The 18,339-nt window shown below is 59.8% G+C and carries 15 protein-coding genes and 2 pseudogenes; 5 read left to right on the top strand and 12 right to left on the bottom strand.

Going from position 1 to position 18,339, the window contains the following annotated elements:
• Nucleotides 1–173: 173 nt before the first annotated feature.
• Nucleotides 174–1,604, bottom strand: coding sequence for a basic amino acid/polyamine antiporter (locus IB238_RS07055; RefSeq protein ID WP_192244786.1), 1,431 nt, complete (start codon nt 1,602–1,604; stop codon nt 174–176).
• A gap of 705 nt (nt 1,605–2,309) precedes the next feature.
• Between IB238_RS07055 and IB238_RS24925 the strand changes: the two are divergent.
• The 4 genes and pseudogenes from IB238_RS24925 to lexA form a co-directional block, all read left to right on the top strand.
• A pseudogene (locus IB238_RS24925) lies at nt 2,310–2,582 on the top strand (proton-conducting transporter membrane subunit); the annotation flags it as partial.
• A 73-nt stretch (nt 2,583–2,655) separates the two neighbouring features.
• A complete protein-coding gene (locus tag IB238_RS24930) occupies nt 2,656–2,952 on the top strand; it encodes a proton-conducting transporter membrane subunit (protein WP_281414455.1) in 297 nt (98 codons plus the stop codon).
• Between the two features lie 252 nt (nt 2,953–3,204).
• Nucleotides 3,205–3,459 carry a YMGG-like glycine zipper-containing protein gene (locus tag IB238_RS07065; protein WP_192247466.1) on the top strand — a complete coding sequence of 85 codons (255 nt, stop codon included), beginning with the start codon at nt 3,205–3,207 and terminating at the stop codon, nt 3,457–3,459.
• Nucleotides 3,460–3,638: 179 nt separating this feature from the next.
• Complete coding sequence (lexA, locus tag IB238_RS07070) at nt 3,639–4,355, top strand: transcriptional repressor LexA (RefSeq protein ID WP_192244788.1); 717 nt, start codon at nt 3,639–3,641, stop codon at nt 4,353–4,355.
• Here lexA and IB238_RS24935 read toward each other — a convergent pair.
• A complete protein-coding gene (locus IB238_RS24935; protein ID WP_348648205.1) occupies nt 4,336–5,484 on the bottom strand; it encodes a ComEC/Rec2 family competence protein in 1,149 nt (382 codons plus the stop codon). The two genes, lexA and IB238_RS24935, sit on opposite strands and share 20 nt — an antisense overlap.
• 106 nt (nt 5,485–5,590) lie before the next feature.
• Nucleotides 5,591–7,297, bottom strand: a pseudogene (locus tag IB238_RS25035) (ComEC/Rec2 family competence protein); the annotation flags it as partial.
• Here IB238_RS25035 and gltA point away from each other — a divergent pair.
• Nucleotides 7,206–8,495, top strand: a complete 1,290-nt coding sequence (gltA, locus tag IB238_RS07080) for a citrate synthase (RefSeq protein WP_192244792.1) — start codon at nt 7,206–7,208, stop codon at nt 8,493–8,495. The pseudogene IB238_RS25035 and the gene gltA sit on opposite strands and share 92 nt — an antisense overlap.
• A 28-nt stretch (nt 8,496–8,523) precedes the next feature.
• On the opposite strand, the gene lpxB is transcribed toward gltA, so the two are convergent.
• From lpxB to IB238_RS07125, 9 genes are all read right to left on the bottom strand, one after another.
• A complete protein-coding gene (gene lpxB, locus IB238_RS07085) occupies nt 8,524–9,708 on the bottom strand; it encodes a lipid-A-disaccharide synthase (RefSeq protein WP_192244794.1) in 1,185 nt (394 codons plus the stop codon).
• 3 nt (nt 9,709–9,711) lie between these two features.
• Nucleotides 9,712–10,584: a UDP-2,3-diacylglucosamine diphosphatase LpxI gene (gene lpxI / locus IB238_RS07090; protein ID WP_192247469.1), complete on the bottom strand. Its 873-nt coding sequence runs from the start codon at nt 10,582–10,584 to the stop codon at nt 9,712–9,714.
• Nucleotides 10,584–11,399: an acyl-ACP--UDP-N-acetylglucosamine O-acyltransferase gene (gene lpxA / locus IB238_RS07095; RefSeq protein WP_192247472.1), complete on the bottom strand. Its 816-nt coding sequence runs from the start codon at nt 11,397–11,399 to the stop codon at nt 10,584–10,586. Before lpxA ends, lpxI begins: the two co-directional genes overlap by 1 nt.
• Nucleotides 11,396–11,863, bottom strand: coding sequence for a 3-hydroxyacyl-ACP dehydratase FabZ (fabZ, locus tag IB238_RS07100; RefSeq protein ID WP_192244796.1), 468 nt, complete (start codon nt 11,861–11,863; stop codon nt 11,396–11,398). Before fabZ ends, lpxA begins: the two co-directional genes overlap by 4 nt.
• Nucleotides 11,860–12,924: a UDP-3-O-(3-hydroxymyristoyl)glucosamine N-acyltransferase gene (gene lpxD / locus IB238_RS07105; protein ID WP_192244798.1), complete on the bottom strand. Its 1,065-nt coding sequence runs from the start codon at nt 12,922–12,924 to the stop codon at nt 11,860–11,862. Before lpxD ends, fabZ begins: the two co-directional genes overlap by 4 nt.
• A gap of 50 nt (nt 12,925–12,974) precedes the next feature.
• Nucleotides 12,975–15,335: an outer membrane protein assembly factor BamA gene (gene bamA / locus IB238_RS07110; RefSeq protein ID WP_192244800.1), complete on the bottom strand. Its 2,361-nt coding sequence runs from the start codon at nt 15,333–15,335 to the stop codon at nt 12,975–12,977.
• A 226-nt stretch (nt 15,336–15,561) separates the two neighbouring features.
• Nucleotides 15,562–16,695: an RIP metalloprotease RseP gene (gene rseP, locus IB238_RS07115; RefSeq protein ID WP_192244801.1), complete on the bottom strand. Its 1,134-nt coding sequence runs from the start codon at nt 16,693–16,695 to the stop codon at nt 15,562–15,564.
• Nucleotides 16,696–16,719: 24 nt separating this feature from the next.
• Nucleotides 16,720–17,550, bottom strand: a complete 831-nt coding sequence (locus IB238_RS07120) for a phosphatidate cytidylyltransferase (protein ID WP_192244803.1) — start codon at nt 17,548–17,550, stop codon at nt 16,720–16,722.
• On the bottom strand, nt 17,550–18,293 hold the full coding sequence (locus IB238_RS07125) for an isoprenyl transferase (RefSeq protein ID WP_192244805.1): 744 nt from the start codon (nt 18,291–18,293) through the stop codon (nt 17,550–17,552). Before IB238_RS07125 ends, IB238_RS07120 begins: the two co-directional genes overlap by 1 nt.
• Between the last annotated feature and the right edge of the window lie 46 nt (nt 18,294–18,339).

The following is an 18,339-nucleotide window of genomic DNA, read 5'->3' on the forward strand; positions in this document are numbered from 1 at the left end:
AATGCCGAACAACAATTGCTGTGATCGGCACAGAATCCCAAAAATATGCGCTGCGTTCAGATTTTGTGACAGCGGTGCATCAAAAGTATCATCGCTGACGCCGCTTGTTTACGCGCGACGACATGATCATCTGAACGTTTCGACACCTTGCAGTGGTACATTGACCCGGCAGATTAGAACGAGATGGCGCCCGTCGCGATTAGATAGATGCCGACGCACGCGCCGATTGCCGCAAGCACGAAAAGCGCGAGTTCCGTGCGCATGAATGCAGCTTTTCCCTGCTCGCGCCGCGCCATGAGATAGAGGATCGTTCCCGGCCCATATATGACGGTCGTCAGGAGCAGGTGTGTGAAGTCCGCCGCATAGATCAACCCTGCAGTGTAGACGGTTGCGATGCCCGCCCAGAGGAAGTCGGTCCTATGGTTGGCGGAGTCCTGATCGTAGGTATCTCCGCTCCAGCATAGTTTCAGGCCATACGCGGCGACGAGGAAATACGGAATGAGGATCATCGAACTCGTCAGTTCCAGCGCGAGGCGGAACGCATATTGCGTAAACAAGGTCAGGATCAGGAAGACCTGGACGACGATATTGGTCAGCCACAGCGCGTTTGCCGGTACACCCCTTGCATTTTCATGGGCGAGGAACCGCGGCATCGTTTCATACTTAGCAGCAGAATAGAGAATTTCAGCCGCAAGCAACACCCAGGAAATATACGCACCGGCCACAGAGATGAGCAGTCCCACACTTACGAACACCGCCCCCCAATGGCCGACAACGGCCTGAAGGACGCCCGCCATGGACGGGTTGCGCAGGGCCGCAAGTTCCGGCCGCGTTAAAACGCCGTACGAGAGAAGCGTCACCATCACCATGAGCGCGAGGACGCCGAGAAAACCGACTACCGTTGCAATGCCGACATCGGCGCGGTTGCGGGCGTAACGCGAATAGACGCTTGCCCCCTCGATGCCGACAAAGACGAAAACCGTGACCAGCATTGTCGCACGCACCTGTCCGGCGACGCTGGCAAACGTTACTTCCTCGCCACCCCAGAAGCTCTCGGCGAAGGTGTAGAGATCGAATCCCAATCCGACGAAGACAATGAACAGCACGATGGGAATGATCTTGGCAAAGGTGACCACATTGTTGAGGGCAGCCGCCTCCCGAATGCCGCGCAGGATCAACGCGTGCATGATCCACAAGAGAACTGAGGAGATAACAACGGCCAGGACAGTATTGCCATCACCGAAGGCAGGGAAAAACAGGCCAAGCGTCGAGTTGATAAGGATGAAGTAAGAGACGTTACCGAGGACCGCAGCCGACCAGTAACCGAGCGCGGACAGGAAGCCGAGATAGTCGCCGAACCCGGCCTTGGCATAGGCATAGATACCCGCGTCAAGATTCGGCTTTCGTTGCGACAGTGTCTGGAACACGAAGGCGAGCATCAACATCCCAACACCGGCAATCGTCCAGGCTATCAAAGCGCCGAAGGGACCGGTCGCGCGGCCGAAAGCCTGAGGCAGCGAGAAAATGCCGGCACCGACCATCGAGCCGACCACCATCGCCATCAGTGTCCAGAGGGAGAATTTCTGTTCGGAGGATGAAGCCATATCGGTCGATCCGGGCGGACGGGAATGGAATAGAATACCTTGAGATCGTAGAACGCCGGGCAATCTTGCAATATTGCTGGTGCTCTGTGATTGGCTTCAAATCCCAGGACTTGGCGGTGGGTCCCGCATTTTGCAAAATCCACCGATCGTCCCTCCGGAAGGGACGCGCGGTGCTGGCGGCTGCGAACGACGCGGAAGAAGCATGCATGCGATCCGACATCGCTCGTGATATCTCTTCCACACGTTGCAACGTAGGCACAGCCGCACCCTCTCGATCGCTGTCACGCAGGCTAAGGTTGTGGAACGGCCGATCAGATGCTCTAACTTCGTCGACTCTCGATACCAACCGAGCCAGATGATGCCGACAAAGCGACTGCTCGCACTCCTGATTGTCTTGGCCGCTCTGCCGGGGTGCGGTGGTCCGCGTGCGGTCACCGGCCTTGCCGGCGCGCAGCCCGGCGCAAAGGCGAACACCGTCGTTCCGATTCTCCTTGCAACCAACAGACGCCGGGCTGACGATCTCTCTAGGCCAGACTCCGCCCAACGTTCACAGACGCTGAATTTTGCGGAATTCTATATCGGGATCCCGGGAAACCACAGTCCCGGCGCAGTCGAGACGAACGGCCACACGCCTGATCCGGTTCGACACTTTGCGGGCTCTCCTTCAGGCAAATCGACGGCCGCAAGCAGCTCGGCGGGCTCGCCATGGCCGCAGCGAAAAACGGCACAACCGGCCTGACTGCCTTCTATTCCTCGGGTCCGGAACTGATCCCCGCCGTCCTGCTGCTTGCAGCCGGCTTCCTGATCAAGATCGGCACGATCGGCGTCCACGTGTGGCTACCGGGCGCCTACGCGCAAGCCGATGACGATCTGTCGGCCATGCTGTCGGCCGTCGTCGGCAAGGTGGCGATATTCGCCCTGTTCATAACGGCCTACCTCGCTGTCCGTTCCGAACTTGGCCTTGACCTCGCGCGCGCCATAGGCTGGATCGGCATGCTGACGACGGTCGTCGGCGCGCTCCTGGCGCTGCAGCAGGCTGCACATGAAGCGTATGCTTGCCTATTCCAGCCTCATCCAGACCGGTTACATCGTCACCGCCGTTGCGCTGATGAGCCATCTCGGTTGGGTGACGGCCCTCTATCTGGTGGCGAACCATCTGATGGTCAAAGGAGTCCTCTTTCTGACGGTCGCGGGCATCATTCGACGCACGGGTTTGAGGCGCCTGGAGGCCTGCGGGGGCCTCGCACGAAACATGCCGCTGACCTTTGCCACTTTGGCTATCGCCTCGTCTCGATGTCGGGACTGCCACCCTACCGCTTCTACCGGGCAGCGCTGGCGCCGATGCTGAGGCCCTATGCCGAGCGTTTTTGGGATAGCGTCTCTCGTGCCGTCGGCGTACTCGGTGAAGCCTCTACTATGTCGTCGTACTCTACACGCTGACCGCGTTTGTTTCCTTGTAGGGCGAGAGGCGGAAGGGGCTGCAGCACGCCACGCGCCGTTGTAAGCGTTGCAAGAACGAGATTACACTTGAAGGCTTCGTCTGGATGGACAAGATTTAAGTAGCCAGAAATTATCAACGAGACAGGAAGGATTGGACATGATCAAGAACTCCCTTTTCCTCGTTATGGTCGGCCTTGCACTGGCAGGCTGCACCCCAACCGAGAGGGGCGCCGGAATCGGGGCCGCCACGGGCGCGGTAATCGGCGGCGCCATTACGAACGATGTTCGGGGTGCTGCCGTCGGGGCTGCCATCGGTGGTGTTTCCGGTGCCGTCATCGGCAATGTCGCAGGTCAGCCCGGCCGATGCTACTACCGCGATCGCTACGGTCGCCGCTATGTCGCTGCCTGCCCGTAACTCGTCCGCAGCAAGCGGCATAACAGCGAAAGAGCTCCCTTGTCAGAATGTGGAGCTTTTTCGCCGGCCACCCAGTGCGTGACCGCTCCCCCGTCTGCCTATAATTACCCCCTTGCGGAACACATGTGGAACAGATAGTGTCTGTTCTGGATTTGTTTCACGATTCTGGATGGCGAGCCATGCTGACCCGCAAACAACAGGAATTGCTGCTGTTCATCCATGAGCGGATGAAGGAAACGGGTATTCCGCCTTCTTTCGACGAGATGAAGGACGCGCTCGATCTCGCGTCTAAATCGGGGATCCACCGCCTGATTACGGCGCTTGAGGAGCGCGGGTTCATCCGGCGGCTGCCCAACCGGGCTCGTGCGCTGGAGGTCATCAAGCTCCCCGAGGCCTACTCGCCTAGCCTCAAGGCGCGTCGCGGCTTTTCGCCATCCGTCATCGAAGGCAGCCTCGGCAAATCGCCCACGCCCCCTGCCCCACCCCGTTCAGCCACCGGTAGTGCAGAAGGTTCGGTTTCGGTTCCGGTGATGGGGCGGATCGCTGCCGGTGTCCCGATCTCGGCGATCCAGAACAACACCCACGACATCGCCGTACCACCCGAGATGCTCGGTTCCGGCGAGCACTACGCGCTTGAGGTCAAGGGTGACTCCATGATCGAGGCCGGTATCCTTGACGGCGACACCGTCATCATCCGCAATGCCAGTTCGGCCAACCCGGGCGAGATCGTCGTGGCGCTCGTCGACGATGAGGAGGCAACACTGAAACGCTTCCGGCGCAAGGGGGCCTCCATTGCGCTGGAAGCCGCCAATCCCGCCTACGAGACCCGCATCTTTGGCCCTGATCGAGTAAAGATCCAGGGCAAACTCGTCGGTCTCATTCGCCGCTATCAGTAGCGGCTGCGATTTGTGGTTCCAGGAATTTCTCGGTGCGCCAATCATAGAGGCGATGCCGGCTCCACGGACGGTGGAGCGAGGTGATGGCTTGGCGGATGGTGTAGTCGTCTCGGGCAGTTGGTTCGGCAAGTCGCGACATGATCTCAAGCGCTCCGCTCTGGCGCAGGGTGCGCATGGTGATGAGTTGCGCTCCCGAACGGCAAGGCTCGGCCTTGAGGTGCAGCGGAGCGACGACGAAATCAGCATTGTCGCAGGCCGCTCCTAGAAAGGCAGGGTCTTCGAGAGTCACCACGCGCCAACCCGCGGGTGCAACGCCGACGCACCACTCCTTGCGGCGACAAACGAAGCGTTTTTCGTGGACTGCCGTTGCGAGTGCAGTGCGCATGTCATCGTTCACACGCGCCATTGCAGCCCGGCTCAAGACGGCTCTCGATTTTGCTGTCCGCGTGTTGCGCGTCGCCGTCAATTGCTGCGTATCTGGCTGACCACCGAATATGGCTTCCCGGCGATCAGCAGAGGAGCCTCTCCCGCTCGAAGGCTGCCGTTGTTTACTTTCACTGCTGCTTTGAAACTTTGGTGCTCGATGTCCTTCTAGACGGATGGCCCGGCGCCATTGATCGTAGAGGAAGTCAGGTGGGTTCGAACGGTTCGTCGCTGCTTCCCCTTCCCAAATGAGCGCAACGAGGCGACCATCTTCCGATATGAGCAATTGAGGCTGTGCGTCTGGCCGATGGGCGAACGCGAGAGCTACTCCGATCACGAGTGGCACAAGGACGACAATTGCCAGACGCGTCCGAAACATACAGACAAGGCCACCTGCTATCGCAATCAATGCAAATGCGAGCGGCGGCAGTCTACCGGTCACGACTTCTCCACCCCAGCCGGATACCCACTTGGCCAACACGATGATCCAATCGATGCCTCGGCCCATGATCCAAAGCGGGAAACCGTCCAGGCCGAATGGCATGAGCATCATTGAAACGAGCGCCATCGGCATGACGATTGTCGAAATGATCGGCATTGCCAGCAGATTTCCAGCCAGGCCATATGCGGGAAACCGATGGAAGTGACCAACGGAATAGACAAACGTGGCGACGCCGCCGATCAACGACCGATAACAGGATTCCACCTACAAACGCGGAAGTGAGTGAAAGTAGCCGCCAGCGTTTGCCTGTCCATACTGCGCTCGGTAGGGGGCGTTCGCGCCAAGCTGCGTAGCCTGCGACAAGGCCGAGGGTAGCCGCATACGACATTTGGAACCCGGGTCCTGTGACAGCCGACGGTGTGATCATGAGTATGATGACTGCCGATAGAGCGATGTTGCGCATGCTGATCGCAGTGCGGTCGAAGATGACCGCGAAAAGCAAAACGACGATCATTAGCCAGGAACGGATCGCTGAGACCGCGCCGCCAGAGACCAGTATGTAGAGGGTCACCGTCACCAGTCCGCCAACCGCCGCGATCTTCTTCACCGGACAGTGTTCGGCAACACCGGGGGCAAGTGCCAAGAGCAGGCGGGCCCCGAAGAGGAAGGTGCCTGCAGCAAGCACCATATTCAATCCGGAAATCGCGAGGACATGCGCGAGGCCTGCCTTCCGGAGCGCCTCGACCGTATCCGGACTGATGCCGCGCTGTTCGGCTGTGATCAGCGCCGCAGCGATCGCGCCAGCATCGCCACTGATGCGGCCACGGATATGCTCCGTGATGGCATTCCGCCATTCGGCTATCCATCGGCTTGCCGCATCGAATGTGTGCTCTGAGCCGACGGGCTGGCTCAGTGCCGAACCCGCCGGCTTGCCGTAGAAATAGCCGATCGCGCCCGTTCCTGCGACGTAGGCGTCGAAGGCGAAGTCGTTGAGGCCCGGCAATGCGGGTCCTGAAGGTGGGTTCAGCCGCGTGCGCCCGGTGATACCACCTCCGATCGGCAGCGCTTCATGTGGGCTGCGCGCAAGCAGGCTCACTATGCTGGGTGGTCGGCGCAAAGTAGGATCAGTAGTGGAAGACAGCGCTACTCGATAACGCATACGGCCCCGGTCGTCGGACTCGCGGGAAAGTACCTTGCCACTGATCGTGGTGGTCACCGACTGATCAAGCAGAACGGTCGAAAGTCTCCAGCTTTCGACTGCGGATAGCATCATCCCGAGAAACAGCAGGAATGCCGCCCATGCTGCCAAGGATAGGTGGTCGTGGCGGTGCCGCAGACGCACGGTGGCCGCGCCGCTGACGAGTAGTACCGAAAGAATTGCCATCAAGGGCGGATCGTCTGCAAGTGCGAACCACGACCACGCTCCTGCACCGATCAAAACGGGAACGAACAGAAAAGCGGTGCCGTAGTCCCGCTCCTGTTCCCACGCAGCGGCTAAGGCAGCCGGAATGGCAGCAACTTTGTATCCCAGGGATCGAACGGCAATTCGGGGGAAACGAGAGAACCGGTCTGCCTGAAAGGGTGGGCGCAAGACAAGCCGATCTTCCGCTTGCGAGTTCGGCAGCCTCCGGTTCGCAATGGCGGCCGGGTCTTCGACTTTCGTAGCGGTGCCCTCCCACATGGCTTTTGCCCCAGCCGTTGACCACGACATAATGCAACTTAGGATTTTGAAATGCAATCGCCGATCCGGAGCAAACATCCTTGTTCTCCGAGAAAGAATGCCCCCTCCATAATTCTCCATTCTCGCCCATAAGTTGCTTGCAACTGACGGAGAAGAGTAGATATTGCAATGCCGGAATGTCAGTTTTGCGTTGCACAAATATGGCTTTCGTCTTGCTTGGCATGACGACGCAGATGGGCTAGCAAAGCGGCACGGCCAAGATACGGCACGACCCGGTGCCACCAGGCAGAAAATGGAGGTCCTCATGACGGGAAAGAGCGCGGAAGTCACTGTCGGTGACAAAAAGGTCGAGTTGCCATTGCGATCGGGATCGATTGGTCCGTCTGTGATCGACATCGGCACGCTCTACAAGCAAACCAGCACTTTCACTTATGACCCGGGCTTCACGTCGACCGCTTCGTGCGAGTCCAAGATCACCTATATTGACGGCGACGAAGGGGTTCTGCTGCACCGCGGGTATCCGATCGAGCAGCTGGCTGAGCACGGCGATTTTCTTGAAGTGTGCTACCTTCTGCTTTACGGCGAACTGCCGACGAAGGCTCAGAAGGACGACTTCGACTATCGCGTCACGCACCACACGATGGTCCATGAGCAGATGTCGCGGTTCTTCACCGGCTTCCGCCGCGATGCGCATCCGATGGCTGTGATGTGTGGTTGCGTTGGCGCGCTGTCGGCCTTCTACCACGACTCCACCGACATCACCGATCCGCACCAGCGCATGGTTGCATCGCTGCGCATGATCGCCAAGATGCCGACGATCGCGGCCATGGCCTACAAGTACCATATCGGGCAGCCCTTCGTGTATCCGAAGAACGACCTCGACTACGCATCGAACTTCCTGCGCATGTGCTTCGCAGTGCCCTGCGAGGAATATGTCGTCAATCCGGTCCTGTCGCGCGCCATGGATCGCATCTTTATCCTCCATGCCGACCACGAGCAGAACGCGTCGACCTCGACCGTCCGCCTTGCTGGCTCGTCGGGCGCAAACCCGTTTGCCTGCATCGCAGCCGGCATTGCCTGCCTCTGGGGCCCGGCCCACGGCGGCGCAAACGAGGCAGCTCTCAACATGCTCGCCGAGATCGGCACAGCGGACCGCATCCCTGAATTCGTCGCCCGTGCGAAGGACAAGAACGACCCATTCCGCCTGATGGGCTTTGGCCACCGCGTCTACAAGAACTATGACCCGCGCGCGCGCATCATGCAGAAGACCACGCATGAGGTTCTGGGCGAGCTCGGCGTCAAGGACGACCCGATGCTGGAAGTCGCAATGGAGCTCGAGCGCATCGCGCTCACCGATGAATACTTTATCGAGAAGAAGCTCTATCCGAACATCGACTTCTACTCCGGCATCACGCTAAAGGCACTCGGCTTCCCCACCACGATGTTCACCGTACTGTTTGCACTGGCCCGTACCGTCGGCTGGATCGCCCAGTGGAACGAGATGATCGAGGATCCGGAACAGCGCATCGGCCGCCCGCGCCAGCTCTATATCGGCGCACCGAAGCGCGACTACGTTCCCGTTTCCAAGCGCTGATATCGCCAAACACAACAAAAAAGCCCGGTCAGAGTAGACCGGGCTTTTTTTGTCTGATCAGTTCGACAATCACGTCGGCCGCCTTGTCGCCGGGCGATCGCGCGTCCTGCATGCGTTCATGGACGAGATCGAACCCCTCCAGCATAGCTCGACGCTGGATCGTATCGTGCGTCAGCCGTATGGCCCAGCGCGCGAGGCTGCCCGGGCGCACCACCTCGTTGAGATATTCCGGTATGACAGCGTAGTCGGCGATGAGGTTCGGAAGTGCCGCGGTCCACGTCTTGATCTTGCGCGTCATCAGTCGCGCGATCCAATCCAGCTTGTAGCAAGAGACGACCGGCACGCGCGCCAGCGCGAGTTCCAGCAGTACCGTACCCGAGGCAGCGATCGCCACATCCGCGGCCTGGAATGCCTGCCATTTGTCCTGGGCAGCAACCGTTACCTCGGGCTTCACAGGCCACTGCGCAACTAGCTGGCGAACCAGCACCTCTTGTCGGGGCACGGTCGGCAATCGAAATGTGAACGGGGTGTTGCTCGCGGCCAGTTCGTTTACCACAGCCCCGAAGACAGGCAGGAGCCGGGTAATTTCACCGGCGCGCGACCCCGGCAACAGGAGGCACGTTCTCGGCGCTTCCGCACCGAGCGGCGGTACAGCTTTTTCAAGCTGCGCACGACGTACTTCCCGTACGTGCGGATCACTTGCCAGCCGATGCCCAACGAATGTCGTAGAAGGCCCCTGCAAGCGCGTCATCACCTCTGGCTCGAAGGGAAGCACAGCGAGTACGTGATCCACATAGCTCCGCATCCGAGGCGCGCGCTCTTCCTTCCAGGCCCAGACGCTCGGGCAGACATAATTCACGATCGGGAGGTGAGGCATCTGCTGGCGAACGATGCGCGCGACGCGGTGGGTGAAATCGGGGCTGTCTATGATAACGAGGAGATCGGGTTCCGCCTTGACGATCGCGTCGGCAGTCTGGCGGATGCGCCGCAGGAGTTTCGGCAGTTTCGCCAGCACCTGGGAAAACCCCATGATCGACAGCTCTGAATAGTCGAACAGCGAGACCAGTCCCTGTGCCTGCAGCGCTTCGCCCCCTACCCCGACAAGTGCGATTCCATCAGGTATCTGGCGCCGCAGGGCCACAATGAGATCTCCCCCCAGCAGGTCACCCGAAACTTCTCCGGCAATCACTGCAAGCTTGAGAGGTCGGGCCATCGGTCACTCCTTGCGCGGCAAAATGCCTGACACGAAAAGGCCGGCGCGGTCCGCCTCTTCAATGAGCCGGGCGCGGTCCAGTACCAGAGAACGCCCGGCTTCGGTTGCGATGCCTGCGAGGCCTGCAGCAGCAGCCCAATGCACCGTGTCGACCCCGATCGAGGGAAGATCGGCACGCGTATCCTGCCGCGGCTTACACAGCTTGACCAGAACACCCTTGCGGCGCTGAGAGACCCGCCCCTCCTTGCGCAGGGCAACCACGCGCTCCAGCATCTGGTCTGTTCCCTCGGCCCCTTCCAAAGCAACGACCCGTCCCCCTACAGCGACGGCGCCCTGCCCCACATCAAGGGAACCAAGCGCGATTGCCGCAGCAGAGGCGGCCGCGATGTCGCGCAGATCGTCTGCGTCTGGAGAAAGCTTGCCGATTGCCCCCTCCGTCGCAAGAAGTTCCGGTGCGATCTCATGTGCCCCCACGACACGCACGCCATTGGCCTCAATCAGCCGGATGACCATCTTCAGAACCGCATCGTCGCCGCCTTTGAGAAGGGTACGCACGATCGCCGGCACCTGCACAAGCGTTCGAAAGGTCGGATGGATATCGCGCCATTCCGGGCGGCGCTGCACGGCACCAGAAAGCACGGCGCGGTCAATTCCCTCAAGGGCAAAGGCGCGGCTGAGGGCCGCGTAATCCCCGACCCCCACACTCATATGATCGAACAGCGACCAGTCCTGATCAGTCTCGTTTGTCAAAGCGAGAATATAGGGGTTTTCGCCATGCAGGCGGGCAGCCTCGGCAAGGTGGACAGGAAGACGCCCGCCGCCGGCGATGATGGCCAGCCGCTTTTTGCTGTCCGGCCGGCCGCTCGCCATTCGGATCACGCCTTGTTGCGGTTCGGCGAAGAAAGCGCGCGGTCGCTATCCGCCGCGATGAAATCAAGGATCTCCATCGCCGGAACGCAGTCCAGGTACTCCTCGCGGATGGCGGCGGCATTCGTACGGACCGAACCCTCGCCGTCAAAGATCTGCTTGAAGGCCCGACGAACCCGGTGGATCGTCGCCTTTTCGATCCCTGCGCGCGACATGCCGACGACATTCAGGCCGCCGAGAATGCCCGGATTGCCGTTCAGCATGCCATACGGGATGACATCGTAAGCAACGGCCGAAAGACCACCGATGAATGCCTGACGGCCAATTCGGGTGAACTGATGGACGGCCGAACCGCCGCCGAGAATGGCGCGATCCTCGACGGTTACATGCCCGGCCAACATGACGTTATTTGACAGGATGATTTGATTGCCAAGGATGCAGTCGTGGGCGACGTGCGAATAGGCGAGGAACAGGTTGCCATCGCCGACAACCGTCTTTCCACCGCCGTCGGTCGTGCCCGTGTTCATCGTCACGCCTTCGCGGATGGTATTGCGCTCGCCGATCGTCAGCGTCGTCTCTTCACCGCCGTGGTGAATGCTCTGCGGATCGCCGCCAATGACCGCTGACGGAAAAATGCGTGTGCCGCGACCGATCGAGGTGCGCCCGGCGACGACGACATGGGTGAGAAGTTCAACATCGTCCCCCAGAACGACTTTCGGCCCCACATGGCAGAAGGGGCCGACAACGACGTTCTCCCCGATCACCGCCCCGTCTTCAACGACGGACAGCGGATGGATCCTGGCACTGGCTGCAATCATATTCAGGCGTCTTCCTTGTTCACGATCATCGCGCCGATATCAGCTTCGGCGACAAGTTGCCCATCAACTTTTGCATCACAGTGAAACTTCCAGATATTGCCGCGCTGCTTCTGCTTCACGACGTGGTACTCCACGCGATCGCCCGGCACCACTGGCTTGCGGAAGCGGGCGTTGTCGATGGTCATGAAATAAACGAGGTTGGTACCAGAACGCGTCTTACGGGCGCAGATGGCACCTGCTGTCTGTGCCATGCCCTCGATCAGAAGGACGCCGGGCATGATCGGGTGATCCGGGAAATGCCCGGTGAACTGCGGCTCATTTACGGTGACGTTTTTGATGCCGATCGCCGAATTGTCGCCGTCGATATCAACGATCTTGTCTACCAGCAGGAATGGATAACGGTGCGGCAGAAGCGTCAGGATTTCCTTCAATTCCGCGACGCCCAAGGCTTCCTTCGTCTCCACGCTCATTCCTTTTCACCCGTCTTCTTGCTTCTGTTGGCCGCGCGCATCGTCATTTCCGCGACGTCACGTAGAAAATCACGCATCGGCCGTGCCGGGATGCCCCCATACCGCTCGCCTGCAGGAACGTCGGCAACAACGCCACTCATCGCTGCAATCTGCACGCGGTCGCCGATCGTGATATGGCCGTTGATCCCCGACGCGCCGCCAATCATGACGCCGTCGCCAATGCGCGTGCTGCCGGCGATCCCGACCTTGCTCACGATACCGCAATGGCGGCCTACGCGAACGTTGTGACCAATCTGCACCTGATTATCGATCTTGGTGCCCTCGCCGATGACGGTGTCGTCCATCGTGCCGCGGTCTATCGTCGTGTTTGCACCGATCTCGACGTCGTCCTGAATGATGACACGGCCAACCTGAACGATCTTGATCATTCCGCCCTTCGGCCCCGGCCCGTAGCCGAAACCGTCCTGGCCGATGCAGGCACCTGGATGCACGATCACCCGATTACCGACAAGCGCACACTGGATCTTGGCGCCGGCAGAGATCGTACAGTCTCGGCCGATCTTCACCCCGGGCCCCAGAACAACGCCCGGACCGATGCGCGTGCCTTCGCCGATTTCCACATTGGCGCCGATTACCGCCATAGGCTCGACAACTACGCCGGGTTCAAGCCGGGCCGTTGGATCGACATAAGCCATGGGAGAGATGCCAGCGGACTCGGACGTCGTCGCGGCGGGTCGCATCGCCGCCGGCTGCAGCACCTCGCCGGCAAGGGCGAAGGCCATATGGGCCCGCGAGGTCAACAGCACAGCAATGTGCGCCGGCACGATAGAAGCCAAAGCGCGGTCGCACAGGATAGCCGTCGCCTGACAGGTCTCAAGTTCCGCCTTGCTCTTCCGAGACAGCATATAACAGATGTCGCCCTCTTTCGCTCTGTAGACGGGCGAAACGTTGCGAACGATCTTCGATGCGGTCGACTGATCCAAGAGCTCCGCCCCAAGACGGGTCGCCAAGTCTCCCAGGCGAATACCGTCATGCGGCGGAAAGAACCAATTTTGTTCCATCAGCATGGACTCCAGAACGGTTTGTTCTTCGCAGTTCTGGACTGCCGCGATCAGAAGCTCGACGAGATGCCGAACTTGAACCGCTGCTCCTTGTCGAAGTCTTCCTTCACAACCGGGATCGCATAGTCAACGCGCAACGGACCGAACGGCGAAGACCAGAGCAGGCTGGCGCCGACAGACGCGCGCCAGGACATGCTCGTCCCTTCGACGTCGTCGTTTCCGATATCGACCTTGTTGCCATACAGCGTGCCGGCATCGGCAAACAGCGCGCCGCGGAACCCGGCGTCACGTGCGATGAACGGTAGCGGGAACGTGGTTTCGGCCGAAACAGTGAAATAGGTTGTGCCACCGATCTCGTCGCCGTTGGTCATACGAGGGCCGATACCACCGCTCTCGAAACCACGCAGATCGTTGGCGTTCAGCTGGAACTGGTCGAAGACCATCAGATCGCCACTGGTCGGGACCATATAGCCGGCACCTGCAGAGAGGCTGCCGATGATATCGGCGTCCTCCATCAGCGTCTGGAAATAGCGCGCCTTGCCGTAGATCTTGTAGAAGTCGGAGTCGCCGCCAAGACCGGCAAATTCCTGTGTAAAGGTTGCGTAGATACCCTCGCGCGGCAGCTTGCGATCATCAAGCGAGTCAAAGGTCAACGACTGCGAAACCGAAGAGCGAACCCAGGGGCTGCCGTCGATAGCATCCCAGTACGGGTCCGAGATATCCTGATCTTCCGCAGGCTTCGCCTGGTCTTCAGTCTGGTTGACGTTCGTGCTGTAGTCGTACTTCGCGTAGTTGTAACGCAGCGTCGTCGACAGGTCTTCGGTGATCGGAGCCGTCACGCGCAGGGTCACACCCTGGCTATCAATGTCGTAGAAGTCTTCGGAATCATCCTCATTGCGGAAGATGTCGAAGCCGGCCGCCAGACGATAGCCGAGGAAGTAAGGCTCGGTGAAATTCAGGCTGTAGTTCCGCGAATCCGAGCCACCACCAGCAGCGATACGGATATACTGGCCGCGACCGAGGAAGTTCCTCTCTTCGATGGATGCTTCCAGCTTGAAGCCGCCATCGCTGCCGGTCGTGTAGCCGACGCCGAGGCCGAACGTACCCGTGGACTGGTCCTGAACGTCCACGACCAGCACGACGCGGTCAGGCGCGCTGCCCGGTGCTGTCGAAATGTTGACGGTGGAGAAGAAGCCGAGCGCTTCAAGGCGACGCTTGGCGCTTGTCACCACTTCCTGGTTGAACGCATCACCTTCACTGATGTCAAATTCGCGACGGATCACGAAGTCGCGCGTGCGCGTGTTGCCGCGAATCTCAATCCGCTCGACATAGGCTCGCTCACCCTGATCGACCAGGTAGTCCACGGCGATCGTATGATTGGCGAAGTCACGATTTCCGCGCGGCGTCACGCGGGCAAAGGGATAACCCTTCGCCGCTACGCGCTTCGAAATTTCCGACATCGAATCCTGCACGTCGTTCGCACGATAGACATCGCCGGCACGCGACTGGAGCAAACCTTTGAGCTCCTCTGCATCTACGCCTTCAACCGTCGACTCCACAGTTACGTCGCCAAACTTGTAGCGCTCGCCCTCCTCGACCGTAAACGTCAAAACGTACTCGTTGGTGCTCTCATCGAGAACAGCCTCAGACGATACAATCTGGAAGTCCGCATAACCACGATTGAAATAGAACTGCCGAAGCGTCTCTTCGTCGGCACGCATCTTCATCTCGTCGTAGACGTCCTTGCGGGTCAGGAACGAGAGGGGGCCGGACTTCTTGGTGTTGATGACCGAGCGCAGGCGACCGTCGCTGTAGGCATTATTTCCGACGAAATTGATCTGCGAGATCTTCGTCCGATCACCCTCATTGATGACGAACGCAAGGTTCACGCGACCATTTCCGACGTCGAACGTCTGCGTCGTCACCGTTGCATCGCTTCGACCGATTGCAGCGTAGGCATCCTTGATCGCCTGAATATCGCCTTCGATGGTCGTTTCACTGAACGGCCCCAACGACTGGGAACGCACGATACCTGCGAGCTTGTCGTCCTTGATCTTACGGTTGCCGTTAAAGACCACCTGGTTGATCAGCCGGTTTTCATCCACGACGACAACCAGCGTGCTGCCGGAAACACTAATGCGCACATCGGAAAAATATCCGGTCGCAAACAGCCGACGCACGGAAGCATCGATATCGGCATTGCTGAAGCTCTTGCCCGGCTGGATCGTAAGGTTCGCCCGCACGGTTTCGGGGCTGACACGATCTGCACCACGAACATCCACGCGCTGGATAACGGCAGCCTCTGCTGCACTCACAGCAACGAGCGAGACGGCTGCTCCACCAGCCACCACCATGCTCGTAGAAAGGGCAACGGCAGACACCGCGTTCAAAAATCTTGAACCAGCTTTCATTTCACAACTTACCTTTGTTTCAATGTCTCGCGGCGAACTCGAACCCGACTCCGGTCACGCTGCCGTTTTAACCGCTTTTGCCATACAAGCAAGGTCGGCCGTTAATTTCTGTTTACTTCAATTCAAACCGTGACCCGTTGGCCACTAAATGCTTTCACTTACGGTAAACAGTATCTTAGCGGGCAATCCCTTCCTGCACTTCCCAACCTGCAACACACCGCCTGCTCTATCCAAGTCTGCCGAAGGTGTCGTTCCAGGTGGCGAACACAGTCAGCATCAGAATCAATGCCATACCGATGCGGAAGGCGATCTCCTGAGCCTTAGGACCGACCGGCCTTCCCCGTATGGCTTCAACCGCATAAAACATCAAATGCCCACCATCAAGTACCGGAACTGGCATAAGGTTCAATAGTCCAATGGAAACAGACAGAACGGCGGCCAACTGCAGCAGCGCGGCAACACCGAGCGTCGCCATCTGGCCGGAGGCCTCCGCGACGCGGATCGGCCCGCCGATTTGGTCGGCCTTCATGCGGCCCGTCACGACGTTCGACAGATAGTCGAAGGTTCCGGTGACGATCTGCCAGCTCTGCAAGATTCCCTGCCCGACCGCCTCCAGCGGGCCGTAGCTGACGACGCGAAAATTGCCCGCAGCCTCAGTTGTAACGATTCCGATTACCCCCACTTCCATCTTATTGCCGAACTGATCGGTCAGTTCCGTCCGGTCCGGCACCATGCGCAGGTCCTGCTCGGCGCCATTGCGCCGGATCGTGACGACGATCGGCACTTCCGGCCGCACGCTGACGTAGCGCCGGACGTCATCGAACGTTTGAACCGCTACGCCATCGATGGCGACGAGCAGATCGCCGGGCAGCACGCCCGCCGTGGCGGCAGCGCTTGGCTCGCGCACCTCCGCCACGATGGGATCGGCAACCTGCCGGCCATAAATTGCAAATGTCACGCTGAAGATGGCTATGGCCAGGATGAAGTTTGCGATTGGGCCAGCAGCAACTGTAACTGCCCGCTTCCACAATGCCGCGCCGAGAAAGGTGCGCGCCTTCTCGTCTTCGGGAAGCGCCTGGAGCTTGGCATAATCCGGCGTCGACGCCGCATCCTCATCGCCGTAAAACTTGACATACCCACCAAGCGGTATTGCCGAGAGTTTCCAGCGCGTACCGTGACGATCGGTGAAGCCGGCGATTTCCGGGCCGAAGCCGATCGAAAACGCAGTGATGCCGATACCGGACCATCGGCCCGCAAGATAGTGCCCCATTTCATGGACGAAGACGATCAGCGTTAACACGACCAGGAATGGTACAATGGTGCCCGTCAAAAAGCCGACAACGTGCAGCAACAGTTCCATGTTGGCCTCCTTAGTGTACAGGCATCAAAGGCCGAGAAGAAATGCGCCCGTCGAAGCGACCGGCTGTCCGCCCGCAACGGCGGCCAATCCGAGCAGGAACGCTGCGAAACAGGCAAAAACAAGACCGTCAACCCGATCCATCACACCCCCGTGCCCCGGTATGAGGTTACTGGAGTCCTTGACGCCGAAACGACGCTTGATGAAGGATTCGAACAGGTCGCCGACCTGGCTGCATACCGACAAGACGAGAGCGATCAATGGCACCCAGAGATCGGTCGCCGGGAAGAAGAAAAGATAGAGCGCGCTGCCAGCGATAACCGCGGAGACCGTACCGCCGAGCGCCCCGGACCAGGTCTTGCCAGGCGAAATCGACGGCGCCAGCTTGGGCCCCCCAATCGCCCTGCCGACGAAATATGCCAGAATGTCCGTCGACCAGACAACGGCGAAGACGAACAGCATGGCAATCAAACCCGTAGCGTCGTCAGCGCGGATCGCGGCAAGGGAAAGGACTGTTAGTCCCGCATAGGCAACGCCGCCGAGCAGCCAGAGACTACGCTTGAATGTCAGGGCATGGACAAGCGCAACGATGACGGCGAGGCTGACTGTGACAAACGCCATCTCGGCTTCGCCGAAGACCGTCATCACGCAAGCCGCTGCCGTTGCTGCCCAACCGAAGGCATTGCCGCGAAAATCGACTTCAGGCAGCCGGGTGATGGTCGACCACTCGTAATAGACGAGCAAGGTGATCGCGGCAGACAACAGACGGAAGGGCATACCGCCCGCCCAGGTCGCTGCAAGCACGACCGCGGCCAGCACAACGCCTGACATGATGCGAAGACGAAGTTCCGCGCTCATCAGGAGCCTACCGCCAGCGTCGGCGCCGGCACCCCACCGAACCGACGTTCGCGCCCTGCATAGTTCTCCAGGGCATCGAGGAAGGTGGTACGGGAGAAATCGGGCCAAAAATCAGGAATGAACATGAGCTCCGCATAGGCTGCCTGCCAGAGCAGGAAATTCGACAGTCGCTCTTCGCCGCTTGTTCGGATGATGAGATCGGGGTCAGGGATGTCAGCCGTGTCCAGGCGCGCGCTGATCCGTTCCGGCGTTACATCCGCCGGATGCAGCAGCCCCGCTGCCACGTCGCCGGCAATCGAGCGTACGGCACGCGCAATCTCGTCGCGTGAGCCGTAGTTGAACGCGATCACGAGCGTAATCGCCGTATTGCAACGCGTGCGCTCTTCCGCCTCCAGAAGCAGCGGAAGAATATCGCTGCGCAAGTTCGCGCGATCACCGATGACGCGAATGCGCACATTCTCTTTGTGAAGCGTCTCGAGATCGCGACGTATGAAGGCCTTCAACAGCCCCATGAGATCGCTGACTTCACTCTCCGGCCGGCTCCAGTTTTCAGAGGAGAAAGCGAAAAGCGTCAAGTAGCTGATGCCGGCGTCGGCCGCCGTGCGGACGGCCTCGCGGACGGCTTCGACACCCTTGCGATGGCCCATACTGCGCGGCAGGCCGCGAACATTGGCCCAGCGCCCGTTGCCATCCATGATAATGGCAACGTGGTTGGGAATGTTCTTCAAAGCATGCTTGGTCATCGACAATCCGTGGAAGATGGCGGGAAATCTGCCTAGCCTGCAACCG

The organism is Rhizobium sp. ARZ01 (assembly GCF_014851675.1).
Classification (GTDB): Bacteria; Pseudomonadota; Alphaproteobacteria; order Rhizobiales; family Rhizobiaceae; genus Mycoplana.